Origin of the sequence: Anaerotruncus sp. G3(2012) (assembly GCF_000403395.2) — a bacterium.
In the GTDB taxonomy this organism is placed as follows: domain Bacteria; phylum Bacillota; class Clostridia; order Oscillospirales; family Ruminococcaceae; genus Anaerotruncus.
This window is the reverse complement of record NZ_KE159676.1, coordinates 1-15,851: the sequence shown is the minus strand read 5'-3', so window position 1 is coordinate 15,851 and position 15,851 is coordinate 1. Positions and strand designations below refer to the sequence as shown.

Genomic DNA, 15,851 nt, shown 5'->3' with positions numbered 1-15,851 from the left:
TCAAGAGAGAGCGCTTCTATCTGTCCCTCACTGCGGCTGCTGCTTAGATCCTATATTCCTTGCGTGAATTGTGTCAACTCATATTGACAAAATCAACCTGCCAAAAGACGTAATATCGTCAAGTGGGCCTAAATCTTCTTGACGACCATCTTTTTTCTGAACCTGAGGATAAATTAGACCGTTTTTCGCAAACATCAACCGCCATTTACGAGCGTGACTGCCGGAGCTGTCCTTGCCCTCCTCGTTTTGAATAATGCCCTTTTCGTCGAGCAGATTCATAAAACCGAGTTCGTTATCACGGCCATGAAGATGCCCAACAAATGCAGAGCTGGCAAATACAGAAAAACCTTCTTGAATTCGATTGGGATTACGCAGACCAGTGTTGCCCACCAGCCATATTTTGATTTGTTCGCTCATACGAAAGCCCCCTATCAATATCCAACAAAAAGGTATTCCTGTACTGTATTCCTATGAGTTTTTGCCTCGTTCTGATTACCAAATGAATATTTATAATCAACAGGTATAACCTCTACATGAGATTTATATTTCGCCATAATCGCTACCATTTCATCCTGTGTAGGTAAGCTGTTTGAGGAATAGGAAACGATGAGGATGCTACTCGCAAATTTTTTGAACAGACGATCAAACGCATCCGCTGCACCTTTTCTGGTAGAGAATGGTGTAGGATAAGACTTGAATTTTTTCGTCTGCGTATGTTCCTGAATCTTTACGCCTTTCCAATCACGGGCAAGTCCTTCTACAAAGTGGTATCTACGGACATACTCATTATCAGAAAGCGGTGAATAATACGGTGGGTCAATATATACCAAATCTGCCTGTTCTACTCTCAAATCCATTGCATCGCCATGTTTAGAGCGATTGATTTTTCCATTGTCAAAGACGGCCTTGTTGATAGCTTCGACAGCCTCCAAAAACTGCTGTGCAAGCGTTTTCTGTAAATCCTTGCGACCATCATTATATCTCTGCCCGGTGTAAGTAAAAATACCACGAGGTCGCTTTTTGGTACAAGCACGAATCAGTGCAGTCATTGCAATGGCATGCTTGTATTGATCACGGATTGCAGCGATATTTGTACGCAAGGTATCGATCAAATCATTTTCTGAATCCGTATAATAAAGGCCTTTGAAAGTTGAAGCTACAAAATGATCAGATTCTTTATGGGTAATAAGCAATTCTTTGGCCTCATCCATTGGTAGTGTGACCGAGTTGTTCTCAATCATTGCCTTTGTAAATGTGGCAGACATCGCCATATAGTCATTGCTGATTACTGCTTTGCCCTGCGCTTTGAACATATAACCGACAATACCAGAGCCAGAGAAAAGGTCAACAACGGTATTTACATCAAACTGCGATGCCACAGACCATATTTCAGAGAGCAACTTGCTCTTAGACCCCATAAAGCGAGTGGGAGGATATGCTGCAACCTGATTGGGTAATGATTGTGGGAGCAACTTAATCAAAGTACGCTGCTTCGGAGGAATCGTAACAATGACATCTTCGCCTTTTCGAGTGCTACCATTGCAGGAAATATGCCTTTTTGTCTGTATAACATCAATAGTAAATGGCGCATACAACTCATGTACCAAAGGATGGTTTGAGTTTGTTAAAACAACATGGCACCCCTTTTCGTGCAGGCGTATAACAGCTTTTGATAGTTCTACATGATCTTCTTCATAAAACTGCTCTTTTGTATAACGCTTGAAATCAGAATATTCAGAGATGGGCAAGTATGGAGGATCAAGGAAAACAAAATCCCCAGGCTGTGCATAGTGATCTAATACCAACAAATAGTCTCCGCACAAAATTTCTGCCTTCTTTAAAGCGACAGATGCAGCACGCAACCCTTCCTCATCACAAATCTTTGGGTTTTTGTATTTTCCATACGGAACATTAAATTTTCCTTGCTTATTCACTCTGTACAAGCCATTAAAACAAGTCCTATTTAAGAAAATTGTTCGTGCTGCCGCTTCTTCCTTTGGCAATAAGGTCCATTCTTGACTGCGGACAGCATAAAACATTTCAGATGTATTCTCGTATTGCTTTAGACGTTTAATAATCGCTTCTACATTGTCTGCAATTTGCCGATACATATTTATCAGTTCTGGATTACTATCTGCTATAATTGCATTTTCAGGTTGGAGAGCAAAGAACATTGCGCCGCCACCAAAAAACGGCTCTATATACCGTCCATAGGAAGCTGGTACTTTGGGCAACAAATCGCCTAACATTTGAGTCTTACCACCAGCCCATTTCAAAATGGGCTTTGCTTGGACCTGAATTGCTTTTCTAACTGCTTGTTCTGTCAATGCACTCGCCTCCTTTAGTTGGATTTTTCCGGAACTAACTCCACAATATCACCAATATCACATTGAAGAGCAGTACATATTTTAACCAACACATCAGTCGTAACATTTTCGTTTTTACCCAACTTAGCCATAGAAGCGTGGCTGATTCCTGCTGCTGCACATAAGTCTTTCTTTTTCATATCTTTATCAATTAACAATTTCCAAAGTTTCTTGTAACTAACAGCCATCTTCCACACCTCGGCAACAAGTTGTTTGTTTCAGTACTGCTGAACAGAATTCAGCGTTCGCTTATTTGAAAGCCATTATAGCATATTTTGATTTATGTTTCAATAGCACCTAATGTAAAAATACACTTCTAAAGTTTTAAGCGATTAGTGGTATAGTCAGTTATTCAAGTGCTTATAATTGGTGACCTCTTTTAGATACTTCTGCGGCTCACCGTTCAAAACCAGTTCGGCATAGGCCAGCGGGTCGTTATAGATGAGCCAGTCCAGCTCTGACCGCTGGTACATACTGTTTGCCACCTCGTTCTCCACGGCGGTGCAGTCTATGGAGAGCAGCGTCCCATCATCCAGGCGCAGCTCCACGCAGGCGGTGTCCATGTTGAACTCACAGGACAAAATCTTTCTCATAGTCGTTACCTCCCAATACTTGAATTTCAGTTGATTTCCCGCAGCAGCACAAGAACCGTTTCGGTTGTTTTAGACACTGGCAAGTAATGCGTGTGGATAGCCACACACACGACGGGTAAGCAATGCGAGTGCTAATACACACTCACATTTCCTGCCGTCTGCTTGTTGAGGGCATCGCCCCCAAGCCCCTTTTGAACACAGAATTTCATTCTGTGGCTGCGCGTTCTCTGAACGCTTCTTGCCCCTGGACCCGGCACCATATTTCGGGACACAGGGTTTCGTGAATCGCGACATCCTCTGGTACTTTTAGGGTGCCCCATTTTAGAGCACCCTCCCGGAAGATGAGGTGGTAAAATACCACCCCAGTTTTTTCGTTCCGCGACGGTTGCGACGGTCGCAACGGTGCTGGGAGTACCCCTCAAAACACCGTCGCGACCGTTGCGAGCGTCGCGCTTTATTCGATTACTTCAAACGCGGGTGCTTCCACCACCATGTAAGTCAGCCGGATACGCCGTCCAGCATGCTTGGTTTTGTTCTCATACTTTACCTGATGTTCTTCCAGTAAGCGGCTGGCATTCACATTCAAATACTTGGTAAGACGGTTCACCGCCATATCCGTTTGAATCGCTTGGGCCAGCTCGGTGGGACTGCCTTCCCATTCCCGGTTGTCAGCAGACACAATTTTTGCCACGGCTTCCAGCACTGGGTCCGGAGGCTGCTTCCAAAGCTCATTCTCTGCATGGTCGAGACCCCAAACCAGGCTCTCTTGGTCTTTGCTCAGATATAACCGCTGATCCGGCTGGTCTCTGCCTACCACCTCCAGGGTAGCCTTGCTATCCGTTCGCTTCTCCTTCTGCATCAGGAACGCCCCATCCGCACAGCCCAGCAAGCCGGTTGTACCAGAAATCATCTCAAAGCTGTCTCCCGCAGGCTGCTTTCTGGTGTGGTGGACGATCAGGACGCAGACCCCATACCGATCGGCAAATTGCTTCAGCTTGCCGATCACCTCATAGTCGCTGGAGTAGCTGTAACTGTCACACACAGCCTCACGGACTTTTTGTAGGGTATCCACGATAATCAGCTTGGTATCACTGTGTTCCCGAACGAACTTTTCCAGCTGTTCATCCAGGCCACCGCCGATCATTTTGGCGTTGGTGGCGAAGTGGAGGGAACTTGTCCCCTCCACGCCAAACATACGGAACATCCGGCGCTGCAAACGGCTCTCGTCATCTTCCAGAGCAAGATAGAGCACGGTTCCCTGGTGGACTTTGTAGCCCCACAGCTCTTGCCCAGTGCTGACATGGTGGGCGATCTGCGCCACCAAGAAGGACTTACCGATTTTGGGCGCTCCAGCAAGGATGTACGCTCCTGTATAGAGCAGGTTCTCAATCACCGCAGACTTGCCCTCGAACACATTGTCCATCAGCTCGTCTAGAGTCACAGTGTGCAGGTAAGCCGGGTCGCTCATGCGGCGCATTTTCTGGTAAAGTTCCTCCAAATCTCTTTCCGGGGAATTGCTTTTTTCGTCCGGGTCTGGTATAGTGGTCTTGTAATTTTGAGAGATTGACTGCCCATCATCTGCGCCAACAGATGAGCCCTGGGCGGTCATTTTCTTTTTCTCATCGGTCATAGGCAAAGTCCTCCTGCATCCCATTCATAATGGCAGCGATCATCTGGATGGTGTCCAGCAGCTCATCGTTCACGCCCTGTCCAGCTTCAATCTTGCGCAGCTCGTCCAGTACAGCGGCCAGCTGGTCCCGCAGCGCCTTGTAGACCCTGGGGTTTCCCTGGGCCACCACATCCCGGCAAAGCAGCCGCCGGATGATGTAATCCTGCTTGGTCAGGCCGGTGAGCTTCACCGCCGTCTCGATCTGGGCGTCCTCCTCCGGGGAGACCCGGAAAGCCACGGTCTTGTTCCTCCAACGGTTGTGCTTGTCCAAATTATTTGCTGACATTTTTAATTGCCCCTTTCCATGTTCAATTTGTCTGCCATTTCCGCCTGCTTGGACGGAAACAGGTGTGCGTAGTTGTAAGTGATGTCAATGCTCTCATGGCCCACTCGGTCCGCGATGGCCGTGGCAGAGAACCCCATGTCGATCAGAAGTGAAACCGCGCTGTGACGAATATCGTGGATTCTGATACGCGGTACTCCCGCTTCTTTGGCTCCCCGGTCCATCTCCCGGTGGAGATAACTCTTGGTGACGGTGAACATCCGGTCATCCGTCCCGATGCCGTAAAGCATTTTGATGTAATCCTGGATTTCCTCAGCCAGAAATTGCGGCATGGTGATGACCCGATTGCTCTTTTCCGTCTTGGGGGTAGTAATCAGGTCCTCGCCGTTCAGACGCTGATAGGACTTGTTGATAGACATGGTGCGCTTCTCAAAGTCAAAGTCCGCCGGGGTCAGGGCCAGCAGCTCCCCCTCCCGGATACCGCACCAGTAGAGCATCTCAAAGGCGTAGAAGGATAGCGGCTTGTCCATCATCACCTCGGCAAATTTCAGGTACTGCTCCTTGGTCCAGAACATCATCTCCCGGTTTTTCTTTTTGCCCATGCTGCCCGCCTTCTTGCAGGGATTCTCCCGGAGGTTGTAGTACCGAACCGCGTGGTTGAAGATGGCGCTGAGCTGGTTGTGGACCGTTTTCAGGTACACCGGAGAGTAGGGCTTGCCATTCTCGTCCTTGTGGTTCAGCATCTCGTTCTGCCAGGTGATAATCTGCTGGGCAGTGATGTTACAGATTTTCAGCTTGCCGAAGTAGGGTAGCAGCTTGGTGCGGATGATGTGATCCTTGGTGGCCCAGGTGTTTTCCTTGAGCCGGGTCTTCATATCCGCCGTGTAGAGATCCACGAAGCTCTTAAAGGTCATGTCCAGATCAGCGCTGGTCTTGTTGAGCTGTTCGCGCTCCCAGGCTTGTGCCTCCCGTTTGGTCTTGAAGCCCCGCTTCTGGGTCTGCTTGCGCTCGCCGTTCCAGTCAGTGTAGCGGTAGACCGCCCGCCAGGTGTTTGTCTTTTCTTCCTTATAGACTGCCACGATTAGTCCTCCTTCCCCGTCTTGCCGTAGCAAAACTTCTCCATGAAAAAGTTCCGGTTGACCCGCCCTGAGATGGTCAGATAGCCCTTCTCACGGAGTTCGGCGTTGAGCTTGTGGATCACCTTGTAGGCGTGGGACTTGGAGATGCCCAGCTCCTGGGCCACTTCCTCCACGCGCATAAAGTTTTGTGCCTGCATTGAAAATACCTTCCTTTCTTCGTTGATGGCTGCTGCGGATGGATATTGTGTTCCATAAATGCCTCCTCACTTTCGTCCGCCACTTTTTTCCCGGATGTATAACCAGAGATTGCGGCAGTTCTTTTTTGTTTATTGACTCTAAGCTATTATGCTTAGTCTATCGCCATTATACTAAGCAAAATAGCTTGTGTCAATTGGAGTACGCAAAATAAATTAAATAAAATTGTTTAGGATTCTCTTGACTTTACTAAGCATTTCTGCTACGCTTTTTCTAAAGACAACCAACGATTGGAGTTGATGATATGGCGATTGGCGAACGGATTCACTTTTTCCGTCTCCTGCGGGGGATGACTCAGAAATATCTTGGCATGGCGCTGGGCTTCCCGGAGAAGTCCGCTGATGTGCGCCTTGCTCAGTACGAAACAGGATCAAGAACCCCAAAGGCAGACCTAACTGCTGCCCTGGCCCAGGTACTGGATGTCTCGCCCCATGCCCTCTCCGTCCCGGACATAGACTCCTATGTGGGGCTGATGCACACCCTGTTTACCCTGGAGGACAACTATGGGCTCAAGATCAGCGAGATGGATGGAGAAGTCTGCCTGAAAGTTGATGTGCGGAAGAACAAGGACGCCGCCCAGCTGCACGAGATGCTCTGTTCCTGGCAGCAGGCCGCTGCCATGCTGGAGGCGGGCGAAATCTCCAAAGAGGATTACGACAAGTGGCGCTACCATTACCCTGAATTTGACAAGGCCCAGAACTATGTGAAGGTGCCGCCCCGGGACCTCTTTTGATCCTCTCACTTGTAGGCCACGGGAGAGGCCGTTTGTTGCACAAAATAATAATAAAAAGAAAAAGAGAGCTAACTGACTAATCAAAATCAGTTAGCTCTCTTTTTATGAATAATGAAAAAATGTTGCCAAATCGTTGCCACAAAGGGCCTTAACCCCTCAAAAACCCAGTCATATCAGGCTTTTCCGGGCCTCCGAAATCATTCCCACTCGATTGTTGCAGGCGGCTTGCTGGTAATGTCATAAACGATTCGGTTGATCCCACGCACTTCGTTAACGATTCGGCGGCTGATGACATCCAGAATCTCATAAGGGATTCTTGCCCAATCAGCAGTCATGAAGTCAGTGGTGGTGACACCACGCAGTGCAAGAGTATAATCATAGGTGCGGCCATCCCCCATGACACCAACCGAACGCATGTTGGTCAAAACAGCGAAATACTGATGGATCTCGTTTGTCAACCCAGCATTGGCGATCTCTTCACGGAAGATCCAATCAGCGTCCTGTAGGATAGCGATCTTTTCGCGGGTGATTTCTCCAAGGATACGGATTGCAAGACCTGGGCCTGGGAAGGGCTGGCGATCGACCAGATAGTCAGGAAGGCCGAGTTCGCGACCAAGTGCGCGGGTTTCATCTTTAAAGAGCAGACGAAGCGGCTCAATAATTTCTTTAAAATCGACATGGTCTGGCAGGCCGCCAACATTGTGATGGCTTTTGATGACAGCAGCCTCTCCGGCACCTGACTCGATCACATCAGGATAGATGGTACCCTGTGCCAGAAAATCCACCTGCCCAATCTTTTTGGCCTCCTCTTCAAATACCCGGATAAACTCTTCTCCGATGATCTTCCGTTTGTGTTCCGGATCGCAGACACCGGAGAGCTTACCAAGAAACCGGTCGCTGGCATCTATACGGACAAAGTTAAGATCCCGTCCTCCGAATGCAGCTTCCACCTCATCCCCTTCGTTTTTCCGCATCAGGCCATGGTCGACAAAGATGCAGGTGAGTTGGTTTCCAACCGCTTTGGAAAGCAGTGCGGCAGCGACAGAGGAATCCACACCTCCCGAGAGCGCGAGCAGGACTTTTCCATTCCCGATTTTTTCCCGCAGGGAAGCGATAGCAGTACGTGCATAATCGCCCATCGTCCAGTCTCCTACTGCACCGCAGACTTCATAAAGGAAGTTGCGGAGCATTGCAATCCCATTTTCGGAGTGGAGTACTTCCGGATGGAACTGCATGCCATAGAGCTTTTTGCCGGGATTTTGCATGGCAGCAGTCGGACAGGCGCTGGTATGTGCAGTACTGGAAAATCCCTCGGGCAGTCGGTCGATATAGTCAGTGTGGCTCATCCAGGAGATCCCTTCAGCGGGCAGGCCTCGGAAGAGCACACATTCGGTGTTGTAGGCGGTATGTGTTTTGCCGTACTCGCGGGAATCAGGACTGGTAACATGCCCACCCAGTGTATGAGCCATGAGCTGAATACCGTAGCAGATTCCGAGCACTGGTACGCCAGCCTCGAAGAGCGAAGGGTCGACCTGCGGGGCGTTTTCGGCATAGACACTGTTTGGCCCACCGGTAAAGATAATGCCGATCGGCTGTTTCGCAAGAATTTCCGAAAGTGGGGTTTGGTATGGCAGAACCTCGCAGTAAACCGAGCATTCCCGCACGCGGCGCGCGATCAACTGGTTATACTGCCCGCCAAAATCAAGGACGACAACCGTCTGATGGTTCATAAGCACACTCTCTTTTCATCAATAGTCAGGGTAAACTGCACGAAAATACTGCTTTTATTCTGCCATAAAGCCCAATAAAAAACAAGTGCCTCCTGCTGATATTTTTCGATTTTTGGGGAAAACTGCTTTTAAAAGCCTGAGAATCCGTATTCATGATCCATAGGATGTCTATCCTCCGGGGATGAATACAGGCTCTGAATCCGGAACCAGCCGGAAGAAAGGAGGTTTTATGCGTAAACAGGTTGGCGCAGTTCTCGCCGCGTTGGGTTTGATTTTATTTTGCGGACTGAGAGTATCCGCAGCAGATGGGCAAAGGGTGGTGAATTTCCCGGCAGACTCCGGGCTGCACCGCTGGAATCTGGACGAACTGGAACAGGGGATAGGCGGGCGGTTTGATGCAGTTTGCGTTTCCCTTCCGCCCGATGAAAAGACGGCTGTACTCTATCTGGATGGGATTCCACTCGAGCCATACCGGGTCATCACCCGGGAGCAGGCGGGAAGAGTACAGATGTTTGCTGCATCGGATCGGGCAACGGTGCAAGTAGGACTTCTGGCATTTCCAGGTGTGGATATAGCAGAGACTTACCGAATCCGTAGTATAAACCCGCGTTTTTCGTAAACACTTAGGATAAATACCAAATCAAAAAGGAGGCGCATTGTTTTGCTGGATAAAATTGCGTTGCTATTGGCAATCGTTGGGGGACTGAACTGGGGTCTAATGGGTATCTTTCAGCTCGATGCGGTTGCATGGCTGTTCGGCGGGCAGGGGAGTATCTTCAGCCGGGTCATCTATACACTGGTCGCATTGGGTGCGATCTGGTGTGTATCCCTGTTGTTCCGTCCCGAACCACGGGATAACCGATAGCCATACAGAATAAAAAGGTTAGAGATTCAGGAGAACCCCTCCGATGCAGAAAAATGGGACTGCATTGGAGGGGTTTTCTGGTTGTGTGAAAAACGAGGCAAGGAGAACGGGTGTTTTCTCAGTCGATCAGATGTTTTGAGCGCCATTTTCCACTTTTCCAGCGGAAAAATGAAACCACTCCGCGGAAAATTTCGTCGGAAGCCATGGCAATCCAGACCCCGGGCAAACCCCATCCGAGCACGACGCCAAGCAGATACCCGCCGCCTGCGGCTACGACCCAGACAGTGGTGACATTCAGGCAGATCGGGAACCGGATATCTCCGGCGGTTTGCAGGGAGCGGAAGAGGACAATGTTGGCGGCACGTCCCAATTCCAGGAAAATTTCGATCCCCATGATGGTCTTACACATATCAAGTACCTGCGGATCATTGGTAAACAGCCCGAATAGCGGGCGGCAGAACAGATAAAGGGAAAGGGAGATCACGAATGAAACCCCCATTGCACCCCAGAGAGTCGCGTTAACACGTTTATCAGTTTCCTCGATTCGGCGCGCGCCCATCAGATAGCCGACAATGATCTGGGTTGCCTGCGCAATCGCCGACGCGTAAATATAGGAAAGCATTGCAAACATATTGCAGTAGACGCGGGAGGTGATGACATAGACTGGCAGCGAGTTGCAGACGGTCTGGATGACGATCTGGGTCAGGTTGTAGGAAACACTTTCTCCGCCGGATGGGATGCCGATTTTCAAGAGGCGTTTGAGATGGTCGAAAGGGAAGGGGCGTAGGTGCCGCAATGAGAGCGGGGTGTGGATATGCCTGCGGAAGAGATCAAGAATCAGGAATACGCCAGCCAGGCGGGAGAGGTCACTCGAAACTGCGGCACCCACAATTCCAAGCGCGGGAATCGGTCCGAACCCGTTGATCAGGATGAGGTTGCCGCCGATGTTGATAAAGTTGATGACGATCGAAATAAACATGGTCTGGCGGGTCAGACCGTTTGCGCGGAAGAATGCTACAAAGGTCAGATGGATTGCCTGAAGCGGCATCCCAAGCCCGATGATGCGCAGATAGGCGCAGGCTTCCCGCATCAGCTGTTCCGGTACCCCCATCAGCCCGAAAATCTGCCGCGGAAAGACAGCCAGTCCAAACCCGATAGCTAGGGAAAAAAGAAAGTTGACCAGCAGAGAAACGGTGTAGGTCTGAGCGACCCGCTCGGTACTGCCGGCTCCGATATACTGAGTGACGAGGATAGTCGCCGCCATACAGATCACCGAGAACGAGATCACCAGCAGAGTGGTAATCACGTTGGCATTGCCGATCGCGGCGACAGCCGTTTCGGAGGTTTTGGCAACCATGATCTGGTCCACATTGCTGACGAGCATCTGTAAAACCAGTTCAACAAAGATTGGCCATGTCAGCCCCACCAGATAGCGGCGGGAATTGATTTTCTGAAAATCGTCCATTGGGCACATCCCCATTCTCAACGAAAATTGTATGCTAGATATTATACAGACTGCACATAAGAAGTCAATGACTTTATTGCAATAAATACAAATCCCTGAATCGAAATGTTTTGTTGAATTTGTATATGATCGAATAAAGTAAAATATTTAATGATAAACATTAAAAAATAGTTGACAAACATAAATTTAGCGAATAAAATAAGAGAAAAGGAGGGGATACACGCATGGGAATCGAAAAGGTTCAAACAGCAGGCAGGAGGTTAAGCCTCCTGATGAAGGGATTGATGGTCGTATTGGTGACCAGCGCAGTGGTACAAGCGCTGTTGATAGGATGCCTGCTCCGGACTTTCACCGAGCATGGGCTTTTTTCCGCTGCTGAAAGAGTGGTCCGTCTGCTTCTTTGGGCGATGATCTGCCGCAGGGCTGCCGAGCTTTTTCAGACAGCGGGTCAAGGAGAACCCTTTGTGTCGAAAAATGTGGGCAGGCTTCGGAGAATCGCGCTCTGCTTTGTGGGGATGGGATTCCTGCCTGGTCTGGCAGGGAAACTGGCGGCGCTCGGTGCACCGGATAAACCGCTCCTGTCGATAGACTCGTTTCTTTGGGCGGCGCTTATATACGGGCTGTCTGAAATTTTCCGTTATGGGTGCGCCTTGCAGAAGCTGGATGAGGAGACTTTATAGCACTATAGAAAGGGGAATCAAGATGGATCAGAGACTGAACTGGATCAAAAAGAGCAGCGGTGTGATGTATCTGCTGACATGGTTGGTTGAATTGGTTTTGGTTTACGGTTTTTTTACAGCGGCAGTTTCCCTTTTTCTCGCACTGGCAAGGATGCCTGAGTGGGAGTCTGCCCTAGTTGTCACGCTGGGACTGGAAGGGATCGGCTGGTCGCCCGGTTCGATGAGTCCCGCACTGGTGGCCCTGGCTGTTGCTATATTGGTAGACGGGGCAGTACGCCTCTTGCTGTTCGGTTCTGCGCTGTTGATTTTCCGGAATCTGAGTGATGGAGGATCTCCTTTTTCGCCAACGAACACAGCCCATCTCCATAGGATTGCTCTGCTGGTCGCACTCACCGCCTGTACCGATGGACTGCCGGGACTGCTTTCCGGTTGGAGCGGCTTGGAAGGAATCGCAGCGCCGCTTCTAATGGGTGCCGCACTTTATGGATTGGCAGAAATTTTTGCATATGGCAGCCTGTTGCAGCAACAGGCGGACGAAACGTTGTGAGGGGGTGGGCAAGATGGCGATTGTGTTGCGGCTGGACCGTGTGATGGCCGATCGAAAAATTTCCCTGAATGAGCTGGCGGAGCGGGTTGGCATTTCGAATGTCAATCTCTCGAAGATCAAGACCGGGAAGATCAGCGCAATCCGGTTTTCCACCCTCGAAGCGATCTGCCGGGAGATGGACTGCCAACCAGGGGATATTCTGGAGTATCAGCCGGATCCGGAAGAATAAACCCGATCAGCAGAAAAAAGACAGCTTTTGCGAACGATACAGGGTCACTTTTTTGTCCTCCGGACTATCCTTTCCCTGCCTAAGCATTTTCGGAACTTTTTTCACAATTTTACTTGCAATTTGCCAAAAGTGAAATGGAATGAAAAAATTATAAATAACACTTGATTTTTTCGATTTTATGGTATATAATATAAACACTGTTTTGGAGAAGTCGCCTAGCTTGGTTTATGGCGCACGACTGGAACTCGTGTAAGGTCTAACAGCCTTCGAGGGTTCGAATCCCTCCTTCTCCGCCATTACACTTTATATCCGAATATACCTTGCTTTATTTTTGTTGATGGGTTATTTGGGTGCATAATTAAACGATAAGTTTAGTTATGAAAAGAGCAGACTGTTTTACAGTCTGCTCTTTTGGCATTAATTAAATTTATGATACAAACAAGGGGTAACTCATGGTATATACCATGAGTTACCCCTAAATTCCACAAAAAAACTACAAAATTTTACAATCGGAAGTCGATTTCCTTCATATTGCAGTTAATCTCCTTTATTTTGATTATAGAGAGTGGATGAACGACACTCTATCCGCTGCAAATCTATAATCTAAACAGGAGGGTTACATCATGGCAAAAGTCGCATTACTCGATCATGAAAAATTCGATAATGCAATCAGGGAATCGGATCTGAAGCAGGAACAGCTTGCAGAACACCTGGATATCTCCACGCGCCATATACGAAATCTGAAAAGCGGGGATACTTCCATTTCTGCTCCTCTTCTCTATAAAATCAGCCAGGAGTTTCAAAAGCCTATGGAATACTTTCTGACGCTTCAGGAGAAGGATGGAACAATCGAATAAGGTATGTTCTATATGCGATAAAATCTCATAAATAAAAACGCCCTTGAAGCGGAACCTTCTATTGAAGATACATCCACCCCAGGGGCGTTCTTTCGCATTTATTCCTCTTTATACTTCGCGGCCAGAGCCATAATTTCTGCGCACAGCGCCTCATATCTCGCCTTATAATCCGGCTGATCCGACGTCTCTGCGGGCAGTTCAGGTACGACCAGATCGCTCTGGGCACACCAGCTCCCCGCTGCTCCGGCGATACTCTGCCCATCTCCAATAAACCAGACCTTGGCCGGATTGATCGTGCTGTCGGACAGCCCTCCCGCCCTGGCATACTCGGTCTTGGTATTGATGATCCGGTTGTTGGCCGTTACCGACACGCCGGGCGCAAGGGTCGGATACTTGGTGTCGGTATCCAGCTCAATGTGCAGGTGTGGGCCGCTGCTGTTGGCTCCAGTGTTGCCATACTGGGCAATCACCTGACCGTGGCGTACCTTGTCTCCTGCCCTGACCGCGACGCTCGCATGATGGTAGGTGCGGGCGGTCAGATCCCGCACCTTGCCGTCGTTGCAGAGCACATCCCGGTAGACGATCACTGTCACCATACCCAACCGGGAAAGATTGCCGGTCAATGTCGGACCGTCCTGTCCAGCGGCGATCACCTCACCATCTCCCAGAGCGAGTACATCATGGGTATTGGGATCGTAGCAGTCCACGCCATAATGGGGCCAGCCCCACTCTTTGAGATATTGCGGATGTTTATATCCAGCTGTGATCCGCATGGCCTTAAACGGCAGTGTCAGTCTCTGGCTCATCTCAATACCTCACAGTCCTTGCCCTGCCCCATCTCTTGACTGCTGCCCGTCAGCCTGTCCAACTGCATCTTGGCATATCCCTCAATCGCGTCAAAGGTGGTCTGTACAATCTGTTCGATCAGACTGCGCGGCACAAACGGCCTGATTGCAAGTGGCAGCAGGCTATAGAGTTGACCGACAACCCACTCAAACTTAACGCCACCCGCATTGGTCAGGTCACTATACAGCTCCTCGGCCCGCCGGATCAACGCCGCCACCCGTCCGCTGACCTTGGCATTGCCCCGATACCACAGAGCAAGACCCCCGAAGATCAGCGCACAAAGATAGATCACAATACGTACAAACTCTTGGTAATTCATCTTTACCTCCTTCTCACAATCCGATCCTGGTGCAGATAAAGCCGATCATGGCTCCGATCACGACAGTGACGATATGCCCGACCGCCTTACGCCAGTTTTCCCCGTCGCGTGCTTCCAGGCTTTCCAGCCGTTCCCCCTGCTGCTTCAGCTCGTTGGCCATGATCTCCATGTTCAGGGCCAGCTTTTCCACCGATGTAACCAGCGCGCCGATCTGCTCCACCTTCTCTTCCAGCGTGTCGATCCGATGATTCTGCCGGTTGTCCTCTGCGGCCAGACGCTTGTGTTCCGCCTCCAGCCTCCTGCAAAACTCATCGTGCTCGGCCCGCGAGATTACTGATGTGTCCACGTTTACCACCCCTTTCGTAAAAGTCCTTTCATTTACTCCGCCTGATCCCCGGAGATGTGCGGTTTTGTTGCACATCTCTGGGAACTTTTTTGCTTCAGCTGATTTACGCTATAATCCGTTCGTACTCATACTGGATCGTCCGTTGTGACAGCTCCGCATAGATGAGGGTTGTCTTGGTGTCCTCATGGCCCAAAAGCCGCTGGATCACTGTGATGTCCATGCCTCCGGCAAGCGCCAGCGTCGCGAAGGTGTGACGCAGCAGGTGCGGATGCACATGCAGCCCCACCCGATCTCCGATCAATCCCAGCACTCGTTGGATTGCCCGCGGCTGCATGGCTGGGTACGGTGTCTTGACGCTTACAAACAAGGCATCCCCACCCTTGCGCCGGGCGATATACTCCTCCAGCATCAGCTTGGCCCTGACACTGAAATAGACCTTGCGGCTCTTGTTGCCCTTGCCATGCACGACTACGCTCCGATCCCGCCAGTTGACATCCTCCATCCGGATTCCGGACACCTCGCTCAAGCGGCATCCAGAAGACACAAGGAACTCTACCAGCGCCCGCTCTTTATAGGTTTTGCAGGCATCCCGCAGCCGTTCCAGCTGCTCCTGGGACAATGCGTGCCGCGACCGGGTGCGATCCAGTCTGGGGGACTTGATCTTGAGCATAGGATTTCTACGAATGACGCCTTCAACTGTCAGCCAGCTGAAGAAGCTGCGCAGGGTATTGATGTGGGTCAGCAGGCTTCCATCCCGGAGGCCGCGTGTCTCGGACAGATAGGAGATGTACTTCCGCAGATCGTCCACTGTGATCTTGGTCACCGCTCGGTCTACCTGTCCCGCAAAAACTCCCAATGTGTACCGGTAGTTTTCAATCGTCCTGGCCGATAATCCATCAATCCGCTTCGCCGCAAGGAACGCCGAAATTTGCTTTTTCAGGTCTCCCCAGCCGGATCCATTCCGACAGGATATTTGATAGGGCTGCACC

The 15,851-nt window shown here is 50.0% G+C and carries 21 protein-coding genes and 1 tRNA gene; 8 read left to right on the top strand and 14 right to left on the bottom strand.

From position 1 onward, the window contains the following. Positions 1-78 precede the first annotated feature (78 nt). The 8 genes from C814_RS17010 to C814_RS16975 form a co-directional block, all read right to left on the bottom strand. On the bottom strand, positions 79-417 hold the full coding sequence (locus tag C814_RS17010; protein ID WP_016316637.1) for a hypothetical protein: 339 nt from the start codon (positions 415-417) through the stop codon (positions 79-81). Between the two features lie 14 nt (positions 418-431). Continuing rightward, on the bottom strand, positions 432-2,327 hold the full coding sequence (locus tag C814_RS17005; RefSeq protein ID WP_016316636.1) for a Dam family site-specific DNA-(adenine-N6)-methyltransferase: 1,896 nt from the start codon (positions 2,325-2,327) through the stop codon (positions 432-434). A 14-nt stretch (positions 2,328-2,341) separates the two neighbouring features. Next, a complete protein-coding gene (locus C814_RS17000) occupies positions 2,342-2,554 on the bottom strand; it encodes a helix-turn-helix domain-containing protein (protein WP_016316635.1) in 213 nt (70 codons plus the stop codon). 156 nt (positions 2,555-2,710) lie between these two features. Next, positions 2,711-2,959, bottom strand: a complete 249-nt coding sequence (locus C814_RS16995; RefSeq protein ID WP_016316634.1) for a DUF6061 family protein — start codon at positions 2,957-2,959, stop codon at positions 2,711-2,713. A 454-nt stretch (positions 2,960-3,413) separates the two neighbouring features. Beyond that, entirely contained in the window at positions 3,414-4,589 is a 1,176-nt protein-coding gene (locus C814_RS16990; protein WP_016316633.1) for an AAA family ATPase, read from the bottom strand. Continuing rightward, entirely contained in the window at positions 4,579-4,914 is a 336-nt protein-coding gene (locus C814_RS16985; protein ID WP_016316632.1) for a plasmid mobilization protein, read from the bottom strand. The genes C814_RS16990 and C814_RS16985 overlap by 11 nt, the downstream gene beginning before the upstream one ends. Positions 4,915-4,916: 2 nt before the next feature. Next, the gene (locus tag C814_RS16980; RefSeq protein WP_016316631.1) at positions 4,917-5,990 is read right to left on the bottom strand and encodes a site-specific integrase; all 1,074 of its coding nucleotides are present in this window, start codon (positions 5,988-5,990) and stop codon (positions 4,917-4,919) included. A 2-nt stretch (positions 5,991-5,992) separates the two neighbouring features. After that, positions 5,993-6,187, bottom strand: coding sequence for a helix-turn-helix domain-containing protein (locus C814_RS16975; RefSeq protein WP_016316630.1), 195 nt, complete (start codon positions 6,185-6,187; stop codon positions 5,993-5,995). 302 nt (positions 6,188-6,489) lie between these two features. Between C814_RS16975 and C814_RS16970 the strand changes: the two genes are divergently transcribed. After that, the gene (locus C814_RS16970; protein ID WP_016316629.1) at positions 6,490-6,978 is read left to right on the top strand and encodes a helix-turn-helix domain-containing protein; all 489 of its coding nucleotides are present in this window, start codon (positions 6,490-6,492) and stop codon (positions 6,976-6,978) included. Between the two features lie 197 nt (positions 6,979-7,175). Here C814_RS16970 and guaA read toward each other — a convergent pair whose 3' ends face one another. Then, entirely contained in the window at positions 7,176-8,708 is a 1,533-nt protein-coding gene (gene guaA, locus C814_RS16965; protein WP_016316628.1) for a glutamine-hydrolyzing GMP synthase, read from the bottom strand. Positions 8,709-8,937: 229 nt separating this feature from the next. On the opposite strand from guaA, the gene C814_RS16960 reads away from it, so the two are divergent. Beyond that, the gene (locus C814_RS16960; RefSeq protein WP_016316627.1) at positions 8,938-9,327 is read left to right on the top strand and encodes a hypothetical protein; all 390 of its coding nucleotides are present in this window, start codon (positions 8,938-8,940) and stop codon (positions 9,325-9,327) included. A gap of 42 nt (positions 9,328-9,369) precedes the next feature. Then, positions 9,370-9,573, top strand: coding sequence for a DUF378 domain-containing protein (locus tag C814_RS16955; protein ID WP_016316626.1), 204 nt, complete (start codon positions 9,370-9,372; stop codon positions 9,571-9,573). A gap of 118 nt (positions 9,574-9,691) precedes the next feature. Here the strand turns inward: C814_RS16955 and C814_RS16950 are convergent, their stop codons facing one another. After that, a complete protein-coding gene (locus tag C814_RS16950) occupies positions 9,692-11,038 on the bottom strand; it encodes an MATE family efflux transporter (protein ID WP_016316624.1) in 1,347 nt (448 codons plus the stop codon). Positions 11,039-11,262: 224 nt separating this feature from the next. Here C814_RS16950 and C814_RS16945 point away from each other — a divergent pair, with 224 nt between their 5' ends. From C814_RS16945 to C814_RS16925, 5 genes are all read left to right on the top strand, one after another. Further along, positions 11,263-11,718 carry a hypothetical protein gene (locus C814_RS16945; RefSeq protein WP_016316623.1) on the top strand — a complete coding sequence of 152 codons (456 nt, stop codon included), beginning with the start codon at positions 11,263-11,265 and terminating at the stop codon, positions 11,716-11,718. Positions 11,719-11,782: 64 nt separating this feature from the next. Continuing rightward, positions 11,783-12,265: a hypothetical protein gene (locus C814_RS16940; RefSeq protein ID WP_196809939.1), complete on the top strand. Its 483-nt coding sequence runs from the start codon at positions 11,783-11,785 to the stop codon at positions 12,263-12,265. A gap of 13 nt (positions 12,266-12,278) precedes the next feature. Beyond that, a complete protein-coding gene (locus tag C814_RS16935; protein WP_016316621.1) occupies positions 12,279-12,494 on the top strand; it encodes a helix-turn-helix domain-containing protein in 216 nt (71 codons plus the stop codon). A 204-nt stretch (positions 12,495-12,698) separates the two neighbouring features. Then, positions 12,699-12,790: transfer RNA gene (locus C814_RS16930), tRNA-Ser, on the top strand. A 327-nt stretch (positions 12,791-13,117) separates the two neighbouring features. Next, entirely contained in the window at positions 13,118-13,351 is a 234-nt protein-coding gene (locus C814_RS16925; RefSeq protein ID WP_016316620.1) for a helix-turn-helix transcriptional regulator, read from the top strand. Between the two features lie 98 nt (positions 13,352-13,449). Here C814_RS16925 and C814_RS22450 read toward each other — a convergent pair whose 3' ends face one another. The 4 genes from C814_RS22450 to xerA all read right to left on the bottom strand — a co-directional run. Next, the gene (locus tag C814_RS22450) at positions 13,450-14,157 is read right to left on the bottom strand and encodes a M23 family metallopeptidase (protein ID WP_016316619.1); all 708 of its coding nucleotides are present in this window, start codon (positions 14,155-14,157) and stop codon (positions 13,450-13,452) included. After that, positions 14,154-14,516, bottom strand: coding sequence for a hypothetical protein (locus C814_RS16920; RefSeq protein ID WP_016316618.1), 363 nt, complete (start codon positions 14,514-14,516; stop codon positions 14,154-14,156). Before C814_RS16920 ends, C814_RS22450 begins: the two co-directional genes overlap by 4 nt. Positions 14,517-14,529: 13 nt before the next feature. Then, positions 14,530-14,862 (bottom strand): hypothetical protein, encoded by a 333-nt coding sequence (locus tag C814_RS16915; RefSeq protein WP_031219540.1) that lies wholly within the window; start codon positions 14,860-14,862, stop codon positions 14,530-14,532. Between the two features lie 103 nt (positions 14,863-14,965). Further along, positions 14,966-15,851, bottom strand: an 886-nt coding sequence (gene xerA / locus C814_RS16910; protein ID WP_022788305.1) for a site-specific tyrosine recombinase/integron integrase, incomplete at its 5' end; no start/stop codon positions are given.